Origin of the sequence: Kaistella solincola (genome assembly GCF_000812875.1) — a bacterium.
Classification (GTDB): domain Bacteria; phylum Bacteroidota; class Bacteroidia; order Flavobacteriales; family Weeksellaceae; genus Kaistella; species Kaistella solincola.
Map to the genome: position 1 here is coordinate 572,946 of NZ_JSYK01000003.1, position 18,229 is coordinate 591,174.

Annotated in this window: 20 protein-coding genes; 14 read left to right on the forward strand and 6 right to left on the reverse strand. The window is 39.3% G+C overall.

All coding sequences use genetic code 11. The features are described 5' to 3' along the window. The first annotated feature begins 75 nt into the window (after positions 1-75). Together OA84_RS06640 and OA84_RS06645 are read left to right on the forward strand one after the other, a co-directional pair. Positions 76-1,269: a glycine C-acetyltransferase gene (locus OA84_RS06640; protein WP_039344020.1), complete on the forward strand. Its 1,194-nt coding sequence runs from the start codon at positions 76-78 to the stop codon at positions 1,267-1,269. Positions 1,270-1,403: 134 nt separating this feature from the next. Further along, the gene (locus OA84_RS06645; protein WP_039344022.1) at positions 1,404-1,832 is read left to right on the forward strand and encodes a DUF4268 domain-containing protein; all 429 of its coding nucleotides are present in this window, start codon (positions 1,404-1,406) and stop codon (positions 1,830-1,832) included. Between the two features lie 7 nt (positions 1,833-1,839). On the opposite strand, the gene gldG is transcribed toward OA84_RS06645, so the two are convergent. The 4 genes from gldG to OA84_RS06665 form a co-directional block, all read right to left on the reverse strand. Beyond that, positions 1,840-3,495: a gliding motility-associated ABC transporter substrate-binding protein GldG gene (gene gldG, locus OA84_RS06650; RefSeq protein ID WP_039344023.1), complete on the reverse strand. Its 1,656-nt coding sequence runs from the start codon at positions 3,493-3,495 to the stop codon at positions 1,840-1,842. Positions 3,496-3,519: 24 nt separating this feature from the next. Next, entirely contained in the window at positions 3,520-4,248 is a 729-nt protein-coding gene (locus OA84_RS06655; protein ID WP_039344025.1) for an ABC transporter permease subunit, read from the reverse strand. 22 nt (positions 4,249-4,270) lie between these two features. Beyond that, complete coding sequence (locus tag OA84_RS06660) at positions 4,271-4,819, reverse strand: CopD family protein (protein WP_039344027.1); 549 nt, start codon at positions 4,817-4,819, stop codon at positions 4,271-4,273. Positions 4,820-4,974: 155 nt separating this feature from the next. Next, the gene (locus OA84_RS06665; protein ID WP_039344029.1) at positions 4,975-5,805 is read right to left on the reverse strand and encodes an SAM hydrolase/SAM-dependent halogenase family protein; all 831 of its coding nucleotides are present in this window, start codon (positions 5,803-5,805) and stop codon (positions 4,975-4,977) included. A gap of 128 nt (positions 5,806-5,933) precedes the next feature. On the opposite strand from OA84_RS06665, the gene OA84_RS06670 reads away from it, so the two are divergent. After that, complete coding sequence (locus OA84_RS06670; protein WP_039344031.1) at positions 5,934-6,893, forward strand: PhoH family protein; 960 nt, start codon at positions 5,934-5,936, stop codon at positions 6,891-6,893. 218 nt (positions 6,894-7,111) lie between these two features. Beyond that, on the forward strand, positions 7,112-7,603 hold the full coding sequence (locus tag OA84_RS06675; protein ID WP_039344033.1) for a porin family protein: 492 nt from the start codon (positions 7,112-7,114) through the stop codon (positions 7,601-7,603). 80 nt (positions 7,604-7,683) lie between these two features. Here OA84_RS06675 and ffh read toward each other — a convergent pair whose 3' ends face one another. Further along, positions 7,684-9,051 carry a signal recognition particle protein gene (gene ffh, locus OA84_RS06680; protein ID WP_039344035.1) on the reverse strand — a complete coding sequence of 456 codons (1,368 nt, stop codon included), beginning with the start codon at positions 9,049-9,051 and terminating at the stop codon, positions 7,684-7,686. A gap of 70 nt (positions 9,052-9,121) precedes the next feature. Here ffh and OA84_RS06685 point away from each other — a divergent pair, with 70 nt between their 5' ends. The 10 genes from OA84_RS06685 (at position 9,122) to OA84_RS06730 (ending at position 17,069) form a co-directional block, all read left to right on the forward strand. Further along, positions 9,122-9,391 carry a hypothetical protein gene (locus tag OA84_RS06685; RefSeq protein WP_039344037.1) on the forward strand — a complete coding sequence of 90 codons (270 nt, stop codon included), beginning with the start codon at positions 9,122-9,124 and terminating at the stop codon, positions 9,389-9,391. Positions 9,392-9,472: 81 nt separating this feature from the next. Beyond that, positions 9,473-10,588 (forward strand): F0F1 ATP synthase subunit A, encoded by a 1,116-nt coding sequence (gene atpB / locus OA84_RS06690; protein ID WP_039344039.1) that lies wholly within the window; start codon positions 9,473-9,475, stop codon positions 10,586-10,588. Positions 10,589-10,626: 38 nt separating this feature from the next. Beyond that, positions 10,627-10,848, forward strand: a complete 222-nt coding sequence (locus OA84_RS06695) for an ATP synthase F0 subunit C (protein ID WP_052252138.1) — start codon at positions 10,627-10,629, stop codon at positions 10,846-10,848. A gap of 92 nt (positions 10,849-10,940) precedes the next feature. Then, positions 10,941-11,429, forward strand: a complete 489-nt coding sequence (atpF, locus tag OA84_RS06700) for a F0F1 ATP synthase subunit B (protein WP_039344041.1) — start codon at positions 10,941-10,943, stop codon at positions 11,427-11,429. Position 11,430: 1 nt separating this feature from the next. Further along, positions 11,431-11,970 (forward strand): ATP synthase F1 subunit delta, encoded by a 540-nt coding sequence (gene atpH, locus OA84_RS06705; RefSeq protein WP_039344044.1) that lies wholly within the window; start codon positions 11,431-11,433, stop codon positions 11,968-11,970. A 20-nt stretch (positions 11,971-11,990) separates the two neighbouring features. Further along, positions 11,991-13,568, forward strand: a complete 1,578-nt coding sequence (atpA, locus tag OA84_RS06710) for a F0F1 ATP synthase subunit alpha (RefSeq protein ID WP_039344046.1) — start codon at positions 11,991-11,993, stop codon at positions 13,566-13,568. Positions 13,569-13,652: 84 nt separating this feature from the next. Next, positions 13,653-14,510, forward strand: coding sequence for an ATP synthase F1 subunit gamma (gene atpG, locus OA84_RS06715; RefSeq protein WP_039344049.1), 858 nt, complete (start codon positions 13,653-13,655; stop codon positions 14,508-14,510). A gap of 151 nt (positions 14,511-14,661) precedes the next feature. Beyond that, positions 14,662-16,020 (forward strand): hemolysin family protein, encoded by a 1,359-nt coding sequence (locus tag OA84_RS06720; protein WP_039344051.1) that lies wholly within the window; start codon positions 14,662-14,664, stop codon positions 16,018-16,020. A gap of 32 nt (positions 16,021-16,052) precedes the next feature. After that, positions 16,053-16,370, forward strand: a complete 318-nt coding sequence (locus OA84_RS06725) for an ATP-dependent Clp protease adaptor ClpS (protein ID WP_084060870.1) — start codon at positions 16,053-16,055, stop codon at positions 16,368-16,370. Positions 16,371-16,412: 42 nt separating this feature from the next. Continuing rightward, positions 16,413-17,069, forward strand: coding sequence for a rhomboid family intramembrane serine protease (locus OA84_RS06730; RefSeq protein ID WP_039344053.1), 657 nt, complete (start codon positions 16,413-16,415; stop codon positions 17,067-17,069). A gap of 245 nt (positions 17,070-17,314) precedes the next feature. Here the strand turns inward: OA84_RS06730 and prmC are convergent, their stop codons facing one another. After that, positions 17,315-18,178, reverse strand: a complete 864-nt coding sequence (gene prmC, locus OA84_RS06735; RefSeq protein ID WP_039344055.1) for a peptide chain release factor N(5)-glutamine methyltransferase — start codon at positions 18,176-18,178, stop codon at positions 17,315-17,317. Positions 18,179-18,229: the final 51 nt, after the last annotated feature.

Sequence of the window (18,229 nt, forward strand, 5' to 3'; positions counted from 1 at the left end):
ATAAAATTCAACCACGGAAAAATAACCCGCTAAAAGGGCATTTTTTCTTAAATTAGCCATTGTAAAAAATAAATTATGATATCTACTCAATTTCTGGAGAACCTGCAAAATGAATTGCAAAATATAAAAAAGGACGGTCTTTTTAAAACCGAACGAATCATCACTTCGCAGCAATCTGCGGTGATTGAAGCCAACGGTAAAACTTTGCTGAACTTCTGTGCCAATAATTATTTGGGACTTTCAAACAACAAAGAAGTGATGCAGGCGTCGAAAGATATGGTGGACAGTCACGGTTACGGAATGTCGTCGGTGCGTTTTATTTGCGGAACTCAGGATATTCATAAAGAGCTGGAAGCTAAAATTTCTAGATTTCTCGGTCTTGAAGACGCGATTTTATACGCGGCGTGTTTTGATGCAAACGGCGGAGTTTTCGAACCGTTGTTTACCGAAGAAGACGCAATTATTTCTGATGAGCTGAACCACGCATCAATTATCGATGGTGTGCGCTTATGTAAAGCAGCACGTTACCGCTATAAAAATAACAATATGGAAGATTTGGAAGCGCAGTTGATCGAAGCTTCCAAAAAAAATCATCGTTTTAAAATTATCGTGACTGACGGCGTATTTTCAATGGACGGAATTGTTGCCGATTTGAAAGGCGTTTGCGATCTGGCCGATAAGTACGGTTGTTTGGTAATGGTGGACGATTCGCATGCCACGGGATTTATCGGAAAAACCGGCCGCGGCACGCACGAAGCTAACGACGTGATGGGCAGAGTAGATATCATCACCTCAACTTTAGGAAAAGCTTTGGGTGGTGCTTTGGGCGGATTTACCTCCGGAAAAAAAGAAATTATCGATATGTTGCGCCAGCGTTCGCGCCCTTATTTGTTTTCGAACTCATTAGCTCCCGGAATTGTAGGTGCAGCAATTAAAGTTTTGGATATGATTTCCGATGATACTTCGCTTCGCGATAAAGTCATGGAAAATGCGGAATATTTCCGGACTGAAATGAAAGCCAAAGGTTTTGATATTCCGGATGGCGATGCAGCAATTGTTCCCGTAATGCTTTACGACGCGCCTTTAGCACAGAAAATGGCGGAAAAACTAATGGATGAAGGCATTTATGTAATCGGATTTTTCTTTCCGGTTGTGCCTCGCGACAAAGCAAGAATTCGTGTGCAGCTTTCCGCAGCGCATACCAGAGAACAACTGGACAAAGCGATTGCAGCTTTTGAAAAAGTTGGGAAGGAGCTCGAAGTTATTTAGTTTGAATTAAAGTCATAAAATAAAACCTTCATTTTTTGAGGGTTTTTTATGGTTTTTTTTGAAATTTTCTGAAACGGAAAGTTTTTTCAAAGCTGAAAATTTTGACTATGTTAGCGCAATAAAATCAAAATTTAATGTTCAGCAAACACGAAGCACAGCAGCTGCGAAAAGAATTCTGGATTGCTTTTGGCAAAAGTTTTCCAAGAAAATGGATTTTGTATGATACAAAAATCAAGGATTTTTCCTTTAAATTTTATGCAGATAACAAAAAAGCTGAGGTCTCGCTGGACATTGAAATGAAAGATGAACTTTTCCGGAATGCCTATTTCGAAAAATTCTGGTCGTTGGAAGCTTTGCTTGAAGAGCGTTTAGGCGAAGTTCAGAAAGACGAATTTTACACACTGGAAAACGGCAAAATAATTGCGCGATTCTGGGTAACCAAACAAAATGTTTCCATTCTAAATAAAAATACCTGGCAAAGTATTTTCGAATTTTTCGTGGATAAAATGGCAGGCTTTGAAGAAATTTATTACGAATACGAAGATTTCATCAAAGACGTTTAAGAAATTTCTATTCAAAAGTTCTTTTTCGCCACCAATAAAAAATTCCGCCTAAAAAGGCAATAATTCCTAAAGGTAAAAGCAAATTCAGCCATTGCCAATAGGATTTTTCTTCATCGATAAGATTCCGGTCCAGCAGGCGCGCTTCGATGTCGCGGTTGCGTAATTCCATTAAATTGGCGTCATCAAGCAAAAAATCAAGCGCATTTCGCAAAAACTGCGCATTGCCATAGGTTTGCTTCGTAAGCATATCTTCACCCAGCGGCAAAGGATTTCCTTTGTACATTTGGTTTCGACCAACGTCGCCATCGGAAATTACAATCATTTTATTTTCCGGGCTTTCTGACCTAAAATTCGGAAAATTGTTTCGTTCACTTCTCGCGGAATACGCAGATTTGAATTTACCTTCCAAACTCACCGCAAAAATTTTCGGTGTTGTTGGTCTTTCAAACTCGCTTAAGGAATCGGTGCGCACAATTTCGCCAAGCGCGACATAATTCGGAACCTGTTTTACCGTAGTGCGTTCGCTGGATTCAAACAAAACATTTGTTTTAATATTGGGTCGGCCTAAGGTATCGATTGGCGTTGGAAATTCAAATTTAACCGGATTGATGTTTTTGGTGATCGGGTTATTATTTTCAGCAATTCCCAAAGCAAAATACGGCCATAAAAAGCTGCTGTATTGCGGATTCCCGGCAACTTCACCAGAAACAATGCGAATCAGCGCCGATTTTTTAAAATCCTTAACCAAAGCAGAATTAATCCGGATTCCGTAATTGAAAAAGAAATCCGTCATATTGATGTCGCTCGGGTACGCCATGATTTTCTTCGCCTGAAAAAGCGTGTCCATTTCAGCATTTACGGCATCAATCATCCAAAGCGTTTTACCGCCGTTCATAATATATTGGTCCAATAGCACTTTTTCACCTTCGGTAAAAGCTTTTCGCGGCTTTGCAATAACCAGCGCGTCCATATTTTTCAGCACTGGCAAATCTGCGTAGGTGAGTTCGGTTTTATTTTGTGGAATAATCGGTCCTGCGTTGTAATTTTCCAGCGCGATTTCCATAAAGCCGGAAAACTGGTCAGGTCGCAATTCATCTTGATTTATCAGCACACCTACATTCTTTTTGCTTTCGGTAGTTAAGCTTTTAATGGTCGAAATGAAATTATATTCCAGATTTTCTACCGAACGTGTCAGCTGTTCATCAGCATTAATGCCTGACTGCGTGATGATTAGCGGAATAGAAGTGCCGTGCGAATTATATTTCAGCGCAGCGTACGGAAACATCACGATTTCGGAAATTTTTCCGTCTTTCATGTCCGGCAGAATAGAAGGCTGCATGCCCATCGCGAGCAAAGTGTCTTTCGACATTTTTGTTTTTATGGGATCGATGAAGCGGAAATCAATTTTTGGATTGATTTTACGGAATTCTTCGAGCATAAAGCGCGTTTCATTTTGAATCTGGCGAAAACTTGCCGGAAAATCGCCTTCCAAATAAACGTCGATTTTCAGCGGATTTTTTACCGATTCTAGAACTTTTACCGTGGAATCAGATAAGGTGTATCTTTTTTCCTGTGTTAAATCTATTCTTTTACCAAAAATACCGAAAGCTCCCAACACCAAAATCAGGGCAAACAGCAGGTAAAAAATTTGTTTCTTTTTCATTGATAACAGCACTAAAAATAGAAGTTACTTTTTCTTTTCCACGATGATTTTCGCAGAAAATAAAAAGATAAAAATAAAAAGCAAAAAGTAAAAAACGTCTCGGGTGTCGATCAGGCCACGCGTGAAAGACAGAAAATGTTTGTAAAAACCGATGTTTGAAAGGTAATAATCTGCGGCGCCAAGCAATTTATAACTCGCCAGCTGTTCAATCCCAAAATAAAGCAGAAAAGACAAAAGTACGCCGAGCAAATACGCCATAATTTGGTTCGGAGAAATAGCTGAAGCAAAAGTTCCGACGGAAGCAAACGCGCCAATCAGCAAAATTGTGCCGAAATAGCTGCCAAAAGTTGCGCCCATATCAATATTACCTTCGGTGATACCCAAAACGTACACCGTGTACAGGTAAATGATGGAAGGAATTAAGCATAAAATTCCGAGAACCCAAACTGCGAAAAATTTGCCCAATATAAGGTCAGAAATTTTCAAAGGTTGAGAAAAAAGCCAGCTTAAAGTTCCGGACTGTTCTTCTTCAGCTAAAGTTTTCATCGAAAGTGCCGGAATTATTAAAAGCATCAACCATGGAACCAGCACAAAATAACTTTGTAAAGTCGCGGTACCAATATCGAAAATATTGAAATCGTTTTCGAAAAAAAACAGGAATAGAGTGCCGATTAAACTGAAAGCTGCGATGATGATCCACGCGCTCCAGTTTCCAAAATACGTCCAAAGTTCTTTTTTAAATATTGCAAACATAGTGCAGCAGCGCTTTTTAGCTTTAGTTAGATTTCTTTTTATTTACCAGTTTCACCGTCATCATGATGCTTCCGACCAAAACGACAAAACCGAGAATTAATTGCCACCGATATTCAATCACCATCGATTTTAAAATAACCGTAAAAACCACCAAAAAAAGAATAAATGTCGCTATTTCATTCGCCTGACGAAGCTTTATATTCGCCATCGGGAAATTTTCGCCGTTCAGTGATTTCATTTGTAGCACTTTTTTCCAGCACCAAAAATGATAAGCCGCTAAACCGAGCAAAAAGGTAAGTTTAAGGTGAAACCACGGCGTTTTCATCAATCCAAAATTCAGGAAAATCAATGTAAGTCCCGAAGCCAGCATGATGACGCCCGCCGGAACGGTGATGATGTTCCACAAACGCGTCGTCATAAAAACGTATTGCTCGCGAAGAATGGCTTTTTTCTGGTTTTCAAATTCGTCGGTGTCCTTATAATATACAAAAAGCCGGACGAGATAAAAAATCCCGGCAAAATAGCTTACCATAAAAATGATATGAACAGCTTTGAGTATGGTATATAACATGGAAAAATTTGAGCACAAAGATAATATTTATCTGAGGAATAAAGAACTTCAGCACCTATAATAAAAACGAAAAAATTTGTCCTTATAATGGCAAATTTTTCGGTGTTTTATTTTTAAAAAAAAGCGCAAAATAATGCCGAATTTTTTCGGTCACTTTAATTCTGAAATTCCACGAAAATCTTTTCCCCGACCTGAAGGCCGAATAAAGTTCGCGCGCCGTTATCGCGATTTCCTTTATAGATCGTGAGTTCCAGCAAACCGGCATCGTTGAAAACTGCCGCAGCCCGACCGTGAAATTCATTTTCGCGGCTCCAGTCGTAGACAATATCGGTATAACGCGTATGAATTTTCGGCAGTGCGAGATTGCGGAATTTAACCATGAAATTATCATAGCCGATACTGCATTTTTCGAAAAATTTCCGGTTAATGTTTGATACCACATTTCCGAAATTATCCACATACAGAATTTCGCCCACCACAATTCCTTCGCTTTCATTAAAAACTGCGTGAGGAAATGAAAGCTGTTTGGGGTTTTTAAACTTGCGTCCGATAACTTCCGGCAAACCACCGTTTTGAAGGTGAACTGCAACCGGCGCGAAAATATCGGTAGAGGTGAAGTGAATATCATCTTCGTAGCCGCTGTTAAAGGTTATTTCATACACCGAATCGGGTTTAACATCGTAAAAAATCAAACTTAAAATTCCATTGTCCGCGGCAATGAAATAATGGTCGCCGGATTTGTATAAAATAAACTTGCGTTGCGGCGTATGAAAACTATCCACCGAGATAATATGCACGGTGCCTTTCGGAAAAAAAGGATAAGCGTTCCTTACGATATACGCGGTCTGCAGCAGGTTATAAGCCTGGATTTCATGGGTGATGTCTACAATGTTAACATCTGGTTTCAGAGTTAGGATTTTACCTTTCACCGCGGCCACGCGATGGTCAACCAGTCCATAATCGGAGGTAAAAGTGATAACTGCCATGTATGTTTTTTGGGATTCACAAATTTAGTTTAAATATAATATTTTAGGCACCATTGTGGATAAGTAACAGTTTTATTTAAAATAAAAATGATACTTTTATTAAAAATTTATTCAAAAATTCTATTTATATGTTTGAACTCAGCTACGAAATTACCGGAGTAGATTCTAAAAATTTTTACGGCGTAAACAACCAATATTTTAATTTGCTGAAATCGCAGTTTCCTACTTTAAAAATTACCGGCCGAGACCACTCAATTTTTGCAAAAGGAAATCAGGCCACGTTGGACATTTTCCGCCTGAAACTCGATGATATCGTCAGCTTTTTGGCTCAAAACCATTCCATGACTTTAAAAGATGTTGAGGGAATTCTGAACTTCAAAGACGAAGAGGAAAAACAGCTGGTATTTGACCAGGATTTTATTGTAAAAGGCGTAAACGGCAAAATAATAAAAGCCAAAACCACCAATCTGAAAAAACTGGTGAAAGTTTCGGAAACCAAAGACATGGTATTTGCAATCGGGCCCGCAGGAACCGGAAAAACGTATACCAGTGTCGCGCTCGCGGTGAAAGCTTTGCGCGATAAGGAAGTAAAACGAATTATTCTGACGCGACCCGCGGTAGAAGCTGGTGAAAGTTTGGGTTTCTTGCCAGGCGACCTCAAAGAAAAGCTCGATCCGTATTTACAGCCGCTTTACGACGCGCTGCGTGATATGATACCGCATGAAAAACTGGAAGGTTTTATGGAAAAGCGAGTGATTGAAGTGGCGCCGCTTGCCTTTATGCGTGGCCGGACCTTGGACGAAGCTTTTGTAATCCTGGATGAAGCGCAGAATACCACCCATTCTCAAATGAAAATGTTCCTGACCAGAATGGGAATGAACGCAAAATTTATCATCACCGGCGACCCAAGTCAGGTAGATTTACCGATGCGGCAGAAATCCGGCTTAAAAGAATCCATGAGGATTTTGAAAGATGTGAACGAAATAGGTTTTGTACATTTAACTGAAGAAGATGTTGTCCGTCATCCCGTGGTTCGAAAAATTATCAATGCTTACGGAAAAGAAGAAGCGCGTCAGCGGGAAGAATAAGATTTTAATTTGAAAATTTGAAAATTTGGGAATTTTGAAAAAAAAGGCTGAAAAGCAGCAAATTTTTCCAATTTTCTTTTTCAAAATTTTATCGAATTAAAGTAGAAAATTTCATTTTGAAAAACTGAATTTTTTGCCGTTTTAACACGGAATTTTTTCCAAATCTGGGTTTTCGTCCTCAAATTAAAAATGATATTTTTGAAGAAAATTAATAGTTTATGAAAAAAGTATTACTTGCTTTTGCCATCATTTTTTGTGGATTGGCCAATGCGCAGGTGAAATTCGGGATTAACGGAGGTTTTTCTTCGGCGACGGTTTCCGATGATTTTGCGGATCTCAGCGCAGGATATTACGCCGGCGTTTTTACCGAATTTGGAATTCGAGGTTTTGCAACGATGCAGCCCGCGCTGAATTATGTAAGGTTTAACGACGATTCTTTCGTGCAGATTCCCGTGATGGCGAAATTTTATTTTCTACCAAAAATCAATGTACAGGTCGGGCCGCAATTTGCCTTTCGTCTCGGTGATGTTCCCGACACGATAAACAAAACAAATTTTGGTGCAGCAGTAGGATTTGGGGCTGATCTTTTTTCCGGATTGCTAATTGAAGCGCGTTATGCTTTTCAGCTTAATAATGCATTTAAAAGTCCGGCAAGCGGGCAGAAACTTCATTTCAATCTTTTTAATGTAGGTTTAGGTTTAAGACTTTAATTTAAATATTTAAACAAAGAAATCCCGAATTTAGCAATTCGGGATTTTTATATGTTTTAGCTCGGTATTTTTTCTGAAAGCTATTTTCCGAAAAGATTTCCACCCATTCCAGGCATTTTCGGCATTCCTTTGCTCATCATTTCCATCATCTGTTTTCCTTGTGGTCCCTGCATCATCTTCATCATTTTGCCCATTTGCTCGAATTGTTTCATCAAAGCATTTACATCTTCAATTTTTCTTCCGGCTCCTCTTGCGATACGGTTTTTTCTGTGGGTATTGATGATTGACGGTCGGCGTCTTTCTTCTGGCGTCATGGAGTGGATAATTGCTTCGATGTGTTTGAATGCATCGTCCTGAATATCAACATCTTTCATGGCTTTTCCAACTCCGGGAATCATTCCCATCAAATCCTTCATATTACCCATTTTTTTGATCTGATTGATTTGCTTGAGGAAATCATCAAAACCAAATTCATTTTTGGCAATTTTTTTATGAAGTTTTTTTGCTTCTTCTTCGTCGAACTGTTCCTGCGCGCGTTCTACCAAAGACACAACATCACCCATTCCAAGAATTCGGTCTGCCATCCTTTCCGGATAAAACACATCCAGGGCTTCCATTTTTTCGCCGGTAGAAATGAATTTTATTGGCTTTTCTACCACCGAACGGATGGTTAATGCAGCACCACCACGCGTATCACCATCTAATTTTGTGAGGACAACACCATCAAAGTTTAAAGCTTCGTTGAATGCTTTTGCGGTGTTCACAGCATCCTGTCCGGTCATGGAATCTACCACAAAAAGCGTTTCATCTGGTTTGATGAAATAATGAACCGATTTAATCTCGTTCATCATTTGCTCATCAATCGCCAAACGACCTGCGGTATCCACAATTACGACATCGTGGTTATTTTCTTTGGCAAATTTTACGGCATTTTCTGCAATTGAAGACGGATTTAAAGCGCCTACTTCGGTGTAAACAGGAATCCCAACCTGCGATCCTAAAACTTTCAGCTGCTCAATCGCGGCCGGGCGATAAACATCACACGCTACCAAAAGCGGCTTTTTATTGCGTTTTTGCTTTAGAAAATTCGCGAGCTTTCCGGAGAAAGTGGTTTTACCGGAACCTTGCAGACCAGCGATAAGAATGACGCTTGGTTTTCCGGAAAGATTAATGCCTTCCTGTGTGGAACCCATCAATTCCACCAATTCGGTATGAACGATTTTGGTCATCAACTGTCCCGGCGTTAAACTGGTCAGAACATTTTGACCCAAGGCCTGGTCCTGAACTCTTTTCGTAAGGTCTTTTGCTACTTTATAGTTAACATCGGCATCTACAAGCGCGCGACGGATTTCCTTTACCGTTTCGGCAACGTTTATTTCGGTGATTTTTCCGCGCCCGGAAATATTATGAAGCGCTTTATCTAATTTATCCTGTAAACTGTTGAACATAATTTATCTTTAAGAATTGCAAAAATAAGGATTTTCGTTCAATTATGGTAAAGTTGCTTATTTTTGAACCATGAATATTACGGAATTTATATTTTTAATCATTTCTGCTGCAATTCTTAATGTCGCGGTTTTTTTTCTGTTCAAAAAATACATTTTCCGCATGGAAAATCCTGCGATGAAATTTTTGGGACTTAATATTATCAAAGATTTGATTTGGGTGGTTTTTTGGCTGAGCAGACTGGAAAATACCACGGAGAGTTTTTTGGCGGTAATCGGGGTGTTTTTGGTGATGTCTATTTTCCTTTATTTTAAAGTAATACAGATGCTGAACAGGTCATAATTTTTTCCTGATAAAAATCAATTTTTAGTATTGGTAGGTTTTAATTAATTCAATATATTTGCAAACCGATAAATTTGACTTATGAACAAGAGAATTTCTTCTTTATTTTTGGTTTTATTTCTAACGCTTTCAGGTGTTTCTACTTTTGCACAGCAGCCGGCAGAAGCACACGGAGCGGAAACTTTGGAGCAGAAAATTCAGGAAGATAATAAGGAATTCAATGCCAAAGATATGATCATGAGCCACATTAGCGATGCTAATGAATGGCACCTGTGGACGCTGAATGAAGGAACGCCGGACGAAAAACACGTTTCTATTCCGCTACCGGTAATCATTAAAGATAAAAACGGTATTCATACGTTTATGTCAAGCGCTATCGCACACGGTCATGAGCACGACGGTTACACTTTGGATCACGGAATTGTAAAATCCACCCAAGGTTTAGAGCAAGCTAAATTATTTTCGGTTTTAAGCGGAAAACATACTTCAGAAACTGCTTTTTACGATTTTTCAATTACAAAAAACGTAGCAGCGATTTTTATTTCTGTTATCTTCATGTTGTTGATTTTTGTCGGAATGGCGAGAGGTTATGCTAAATCATTGGTGCCGAGTGGTGCTGGAAGATTTATGGAGCCTTTGATTATCTTCATCCGTGATGAAGTGGCGATCCCAAATATCGGTGCGAAAAAATACAAGAAATACATGCCTTATTTATTGACGGTATTTTTCTTTATCTGGATTAACAACATGTTTGGTTTAATTCCGTTCGCACCGTTCGGTTATAACTTAACCGGAAATATCGCAACAACGGCGGTTTTAGCAATCATTACACTTTTAATTACCATTTTCAGCGCGAACAAAGATTACTGGAAGCACATTTTCATGCCGCCAGTGCCGTTATTGCTGTATCCGATTATGGTTCCGATTGAGATTATCGGTGTTTTCACCAAACCATTTGCCTTGATGATGCGTCTCTTTGCGAACATTACTGCGGGTCACATTATGATTTTGGCGATTATGTCTTTGATCTTTATTTTTAAAACGCCGTTGTTAGGTTTTGCTTCCGTTCCACTGGGATTATTTATCTCAATTCTGGAATTGTTGGTAGCAGCTTTACAGGCATATATTTTTACGGTTCTTTCGGCATTATTTATCGGAATTGCTGTGCAGGAGCACGAGCACGAAGGAGCACATTAATTTTAGAAACATTTTTTTAACCTATATATATTTTTATTATGGAAGAGATTTCACAAGGGGTAGGACTTATTTACGTAGGAATCGGTTTAGCAGTATTAGGCGTAGGTCTAGGTATTGGTAAAATCGGTGGACACGCAATGGATGCTATCGCAAGACAACCGGAGCAAGCAGGTAAAATCCAGGGAGCAATGCTTATTGCTGCTGGTCTTATCGAGGGTGCTGGTTTGATCGCGATTATCTTCGGAGCGTTCGTAAAATAAGAAACCTCAAAAACAAATTCTTAGCAGCGCGGTTGGCTCTGCTAAGGATTTTTTAAAATTCCATATAGAAAAAAAATTAAAAAATTACAATTATGATAGAACCGGGAATAGGCTTATTGTTTTGGATGACTTTAACCTTCTTAATCCTTTTACTGATATTGGCGAAATTTGCATGGAAACCAATTTTAGGTGCGATTAATGAAAGAGAAGTTACGATTGTAGATTCACTAAACCAGGCTAAATTAGCGCGTCAGGAAGTTGAAAACCTAAAAGCTGAAAACGATATCATCATCCGCGAAGCGAAAGTTGAGCGTGATCAGATCTTGAAAGAAGCAAGAGAAATCAAAGACCGTATTGTAGGTGAAGCAAAAGATGCAGCGAAAAATGAAGGTGATAAAATGATTGAAGCGGCACGACAAACCATCCAGGCAGAAAAATCTGCTGCGGTTGCCGACATTAAAAACCAAATCGGTACTTTATCTGTTAACATCGCCGAATCTATCTTGAAAAAGAATTTGGATAATGACAGCGCACAGGATGATTTGGTAGCAAATATCCTTAATACTTCTAACTTAAACTAAAATGGTTACCAGTAAAGTAGCAAAAAGATATGCTCAGGGTCTCCTGAATTTCACGCAGGAAAGCGGCATTACTGCTTCTGTCTTGCCGGAAATGAAAGATCTTGTAAATACCATTGAGAAATCGCGCGAGTTGCAGAACTTTTTCGGCTCTCCAATCGTGGATTTGAAAAAAAAGGTCAGTATTGCACGGGAAATTTTTAAGGATTTTTCGCCGGTAACGCGCAATCTTTTAGAGATGGTGATCAAGCACGGCCGGGAAGCTCATTTGCGCAATATCGGCCAGGAATTCATCAATAAAGTGGAGGATATGAACGGTGTACAAAGAATTACTTTAACATCGGCGACAGCACTTTCACAGGAAAATATTCAAAATATTTTGAAATCCACTGATTTAGTGAATCATCAAAATCAGTTTGAGGTAAAATCCATCATCAACCCAGAAATTTTAGGAGGATATATTTTACGCGTTGGTGACCAGCAGGTTGATGCATCGGTAAAATCGAAATTGAACCGACTGAAAAAAGAATTTCAATTAAACTAAAAGACAAAAAAAACCATAAAATGGCAGAAATAAATCCGGCAGAAGTATCTGCAATTCTTAAACAACAGCTCGCCAACTTCGAGACACAATCAAATGTAGAAGAAGTAGGTACCGTATTGACAATCGGTGACGGTATTGCCTTGGTGTACGGTCTGGAAAACGTACAGTACGGGGAATTGGTAAAATTCCAGAGTGGTGTGGAAGGTATCGTTTTGAATCTTGCAGAAGACAATGTAGGGGTCGCTCTTTTGGGTGAATCTAAGTTGGTGAAAGAAGGTGATACAGTAAACAGAACCAACAGAATCTCTTCCATCAATGTAGGTGAAGGAATGTTGGGTAGAGTAGTTGACACCCTTGGTAACCCTATCGATGGTAAAGGACCAATTGCTGGTGAAACTTACGAGATGCCTTTGGAAAGAAAAGCTCCGGGTGTAATTTTCCGTCAGCCCGTAACCGAGCCATTGCAAACAGGTATCGTGGCGATTGATTCCATGATTCCGGTTGGTAGAGGACAGAGAGAGCTAATTATCGGTGACCGTCAAACCGGGAAAACCGTAGTGGCGATCGATACTATCATCAATCAAAGAGAATTTTATGATGCAGGTGAACCTGTATTCTGTATATATGTTGCGATTGGCCAAAAAGGTTCAACCGTTGCGCAAATCGTAAAAACATTAGAAGATAAAGGTGCTTTAGCGTATACTGTGATTGTTGCGGCTAACGCTTCTGATCCAGCTCCAATGCAGGTTTACGCGCCGATGGCGGGTGCTGCAATTGGTGAGTTTTTCCGTGACACTGGTAGACCGGCTTTGATTATCTATGATGATTTATCAAAACAGGCGGTAGCTTACCGTGAGCTTTCATTATTGTTAAGAAGACCACCGGGCCGTGAAGCTTATCCAGGTGACGTTTTTTACCTTCACTCCAGATTATTGGAAAGAGCTGCAAAAGTCATCAAAGATGATAAAATTGCTGCTCAGATGAATGATTTACCAGATTCTTTGAAACCTTTGGTTAAAGGTGGTGGTTCCTTAACTGCTTTACCGATTATTGAAACTCAGGCTGGTGACGTTTCTGCATACATTCCAACCAACGTAATTTCGATTACCGACGGTCAGATTTTCCTGGAGACCGATTTGTTTAACTCTGGTGTTCGTCCGGCAATTAACGTAGGTATTTCAGTATCTCGTGTGGGCGGTAACGCGCAGATCAAATCAATGAAAAAAGTTTCCGGAACATTGAAATTAGACCAGGCGCAGTACAAGGAATTGGAAGCGTTCGCGAAATTCGGTTCTGACTTAGATGCTTCTACGCAAGCTGTAATTTCAAAAGGTGAAAGAAACGTGGAAATCCTGAAACAGCCTGTAAACTCTCCACTTCCTGTGGACAGCCAGGTAGCAATGATTTACGCAGGAACGGAAAATTTATTGAGAAATATTCCTATTCATAAAGTTAAAGAATTCCAGAAAGAATACGTGGAATTTTTAAGATCCAAACATCCTGAGACAATGGCAGCTATAAAAGCTGGTAAAATCGACAACGATATTACAGGAGTTTTGAAACAGGCAGCTACAGAATTGGCTTCAAAATATAATTAATTTTAGTTGATGGTTTTTGGTTGATAGTTGACGGAATTTTTCTAAAGCTAGCAGCCAACAACCGACAACCAACAACTATAGTTTATGGCAAACTTAAAGGAAATACGCGGTAGGATTACTTCAATCTCTTCCACGATGCAAATTACAAGTGCAATGAAAATGGTTTCTGCAGCAAAGCTGAAGAAAGCCACTGATGCCATTGTAATGTTGCGCCCTTACTCGGAAAAACTTCAGGAAATCATTGAGAATGTAAGTTCTACAACAGATCTTGAAGGTGTTTCTACCTACACCGAAGTACGCGAAGTTAAAAGAGTACTTTATATCGTAGTTACTTCCAACAAAGGTCTTGCAGGTGCTTTTAACTCTTCGGTTATCAAGATGCTGAACCAGAATTTAGCAAACACTGCTGAAGAAGTTGAGATCCTTACCGTTGGTAAAAAAGTTTTTGATGCCGTTCGTCGCAGCCGAAAAGTGTACGACAACCAAAGCGGTATTTTCGACGGTATGTCTTTCGAGGTAGTTTCTAATTTTGTGGAAAATGTGATGCGCGATTACCGCGAAGGGCACTTCGACAAAGTGTATGTGATTTATAACAAATTCATCAACGCAGCAACACAGGAAGTACAGACTGAGCAGATTTTGCCAATCAAGATGCCGGAGATAAAAGAGGCTTTAAACACCGATTATATTTTCGAGAAAAATGCTAAAGAAATTCTTGACGTTTTAATGCCAAAATCCATTAAAACCCAAATTTACAAAGCGGTTTTAGATTCTATAGCATCAGAGCACGGCGCGCGTATGACGGCGATGCACAAAGCAACTGACAACGCAGAAGCGCTTAGAAATGACCTGAAAATATTTTACAATAAAGCGCGTCAGGCAGCAATTACCAATGAAATTTTGGAAATTGTTGGTGGTGCAGAAGCACTGAAGAATTCGTAAAAAATTCCCTGCTTTAACGGCAAAAAATTTAAGAACATCTATTCATTTAGATGTTCTTTTTTCTTTGTAGTCAATTTATTTACAGCATAATATCTAAATCGTTATTCGCAAAAAAACGTATCTTTGTAGCAATATTTTTTTAAATTTCTAAATGGATTCGGACATACTCAAGCTGTTATTAGCTGTATTTTTAGTATTACTCAATGGTTTTTTCGTAGCCGCAGAATTCTCAATTGTTAAAGTTCGTTATTCCCAAATTCAGCTGAAAGCCGCCGAAGGTCATTCCATGGCAAAGCAGGCGGAACACATTATCAAACATCTGGACGAATACCTTTCTGCCACGCAGCTGGGGATTACTTTAGCCTCTCTTGCCTTAGGTTGGGTGGGAGAAAGTGCCATGCATCACGTCATTGAAAATATGTTCCATTATTTTGATATCGCGGTGCCAGCAGCGACGGTTACTACCATTTCATTGGTCATCAGTTTCCTCTTAATTACGGTAATGCATATTGTTTTTGGTGAATTAATTCCGAAATCCATCGCGATTCGTAAATCAGAAGCTACGTCGATGGCGATTGCCATGCCGTTGCGTATTTTTTACACGATTTTCAAACCGTTCATCTGGACGATGAATAAAATGTCGAACGGCGTTTTACGTTTAATGAAAATTCATCCCGCATCCGATCAGGAAATTCACTCTACCGAAGAATTGCAGCTTTTGGTAAAACAGTCCGCAGATTCGGGTGAAATTGAAGAAGAAAATTACGAAATCATTAAAAATGCTTTTGATTTTACAGATCATTCCGCGAAACAGATTATGGTGCCGCGACAGAATATTTCCTCCATCGATTTAGATGAGCCGGTTGAAGATATTATTTCAATTATTATGGATGGCGGTTATTCCAGACTTCCGGTGTACCGCGATTCCATCGATAATATTATTGGGATTTTTTACGCCAAGGAAATTATCCGCGAATATGTGAAAAGCAAAGGTAATATCACGCACGCTGATTTGGAAAATTTAATGCGCGACGCTTTTTTTGTCGTAGGAAGCAAGAAAATTTCTGATTTATTGAAGGTTTTCCAGCAAAAAAAGCAGCATTTAGCCGTAGTTATTGATGAATTTGGCGGTACTGAAGGTATTGTCACGCTCGAAGATATTTTAGAGGAACTCGTGGGCGAAATTCAGGATGAGGAAGACGACGAGGAAAAAATCGTCGATAAGGTCGGAGAAAATGTTTTCTGGGTAAAAGCTACGCAGCCTTTGGACGAAATCAACGAAAAACTGCCGAAGATGTTCCCGCTTTCTGAAGATGGTGAGTATAACACCTTGGCGGGTTATATTTTACATGAACTGGAAGATATTCCGGGCGAAAACCAGGAATTTGTTATCAACCATTATCAGATAAAAATTCTGAAAATGCAGAATAAAAGTGTAGATTTGGTCGAATTGGTCTATGAAGAACCCAATATTTTAAGCGACCTGGAAAACGAGATGGGCGAAATTTAATTTAAAAAATACCAGTTTTTAAAATTAAAAAAATGAAAAGGAAAATGTACGAACCAAAAAATATCAGAGATTACGAAAATCCACAGCGCGAGTACGAAGAAGAAGTTGCGCTCCTCGAAAGAGAAGACGAAGTTTACAAACTCGTTTTGTGGAATGACGATGTCAACACTTTCGATTATGTCATCGAAGCTTTAGTGGAAATTTGCGAACACACGCTGGAGCAGGCCGAACAGTGCACAATTCTCGTGCATTACAAAGGCAAATGCACCGTGAAAACGGGAAGTTTGGAAAAACTTAAACCCATGCACGAAAAATTATTAGCACGAAGTTTAACTTCAGAAATTGTTTAAACCAAAGTTTCGGATTTCGAAACTTTTATTTTATAAAGAAATATGAGTCCTGTTTTATTAATCATCATCGCGGCAACCGCGCTTATCAGCTATTACGCGTTCAGCAACCAAAGTATTTTCGAAAAATACAAGTTTAATGTCGGCGCCATAAAACGCGACAAAGAATATATTCGCTTGCTTTCCGCAGGATTTCTCCATGCAGATTTAATGCACCTTTTGTTCAATATGATGACGCTCTATTTCTTCGGGCCCATCGTTATTGAAGTTTTCGGAACTTTCGGTTTTTTAATCATCTATTTCGGCTCCATTTTACTCGGAAATATTTTCTCGCTTTATCTTTACCAAAATCAGTCCTGGTATTCTGCAATCGGCGCCAGCGGAGGCGTTTCCGGGATTTTATTTGCTTCAATTGCGATGATTCCTGATCTCGGATTGTACCTGTTTTTCATCCCAATCGCGATTCCGGGTTATATTTTCGGTACACTGTATTTTGCCTATTCGGTGTATATGATGCTGAATCCGCGACAGCACGACAATATCGGCCACGCGGCGCATTTGGGTGGTGCATTTTTCGGCTTGGTTTACGCGATTTTGGTGCAGCCGGAACGTGCGCTTCACAACATTATGTTTTTGGGAATTATGTCGCTGCCGCTGCTGTATATGGCGTATATGGTTTTCGTGAAAAAGAAAATCGGGTAATTTAGGAGCAACAAGGTTTCGCACCTCCCGAAGATTACACCCGCTTTCCGCTGTATCTTTTTTTCGTCCTTCGTCCTCAAAAAAGGATGCCGCTGCAATCGGGGCTAGAATTCCACATTTTTTTTCCCCTTGAAAAGTCCAAAAATTTCAGAAAACAACCTTAATTACACCAAAAAATTTGCCGCTTTAGCGACAAATTTTTTGGTTTTTTATAACCGTTAACCCTTAGTTTCAGCTTTCAACTCTCAACTCTCAACTGTCTTCATTCCCCACACAAATCGCTCATGCCCCGAAATATCTTTTACAAGTTCCACTTCACTCAAAACATCAGCAAAAAGTTCCGAGGTTTTTTTACCAAACTTTTGGTTGATTTCCAGAAAAACCAAACCGTCTCCGCTTAAAAATTCTCGGCAGTCTTTGGCTATTTTTTCGTAAAATACCAAAGCATTTGAAGTTGGAGAAAACAGCGCTATGGTCGGTTCAAACTCTTTTACGGATGCTGCAATTTCGTTTTCTTCCTCAATTCCGATATACGGCGGATTCGAAATAATCACATCGAAAACTCCCGTCAGATTTTCTTCCAAATAATTTTGGTGCATAAAATTGATTTCAACATTATGGAAATCTGCATTTTTTCGAGCAATTTTCAACGCATTTTTTGAAAAATCCAGCGCGGAAATTTCGGCTTCCGGAAAATGTTTTTTCAGCATAATCGGAATAATTCCGCTGCCGGTGCCAATATCCAAAACCGAAAAATTTGCTCTTTTAGCACCGAATTTTTTTATTTTTTCAATCGCGAGTTCCAGCAACTCTTCAGTTTCTGGCCTCGGAATCAATACATTTTCATCTACAAAAAACTTCAACCCAAAAAATTCGGTTTCACTTAAAATCTGCTGATAGGGTTTACCAGTTTTAAGCTCCGAAATAGCTCTTTCAAATAGCGCCGTTTGCGGTGCTGAAAGTTTAAGCTGCTTTTGTGCCCGTTGCTGTATGGTATTTAATTCAAAATATTTTTCAGCAAAAATTTCGAACAAAATTTTGCTTTCCGCTTCGGAATATTGCCCGGAAATTTCGTTTATAAAATAGGTTTTCAGTTTTTCCAGCGTCATTTTCTGCGGTTTTTATTTTTTAAATATAATTTCTTTTTTGCTGAAAACCAA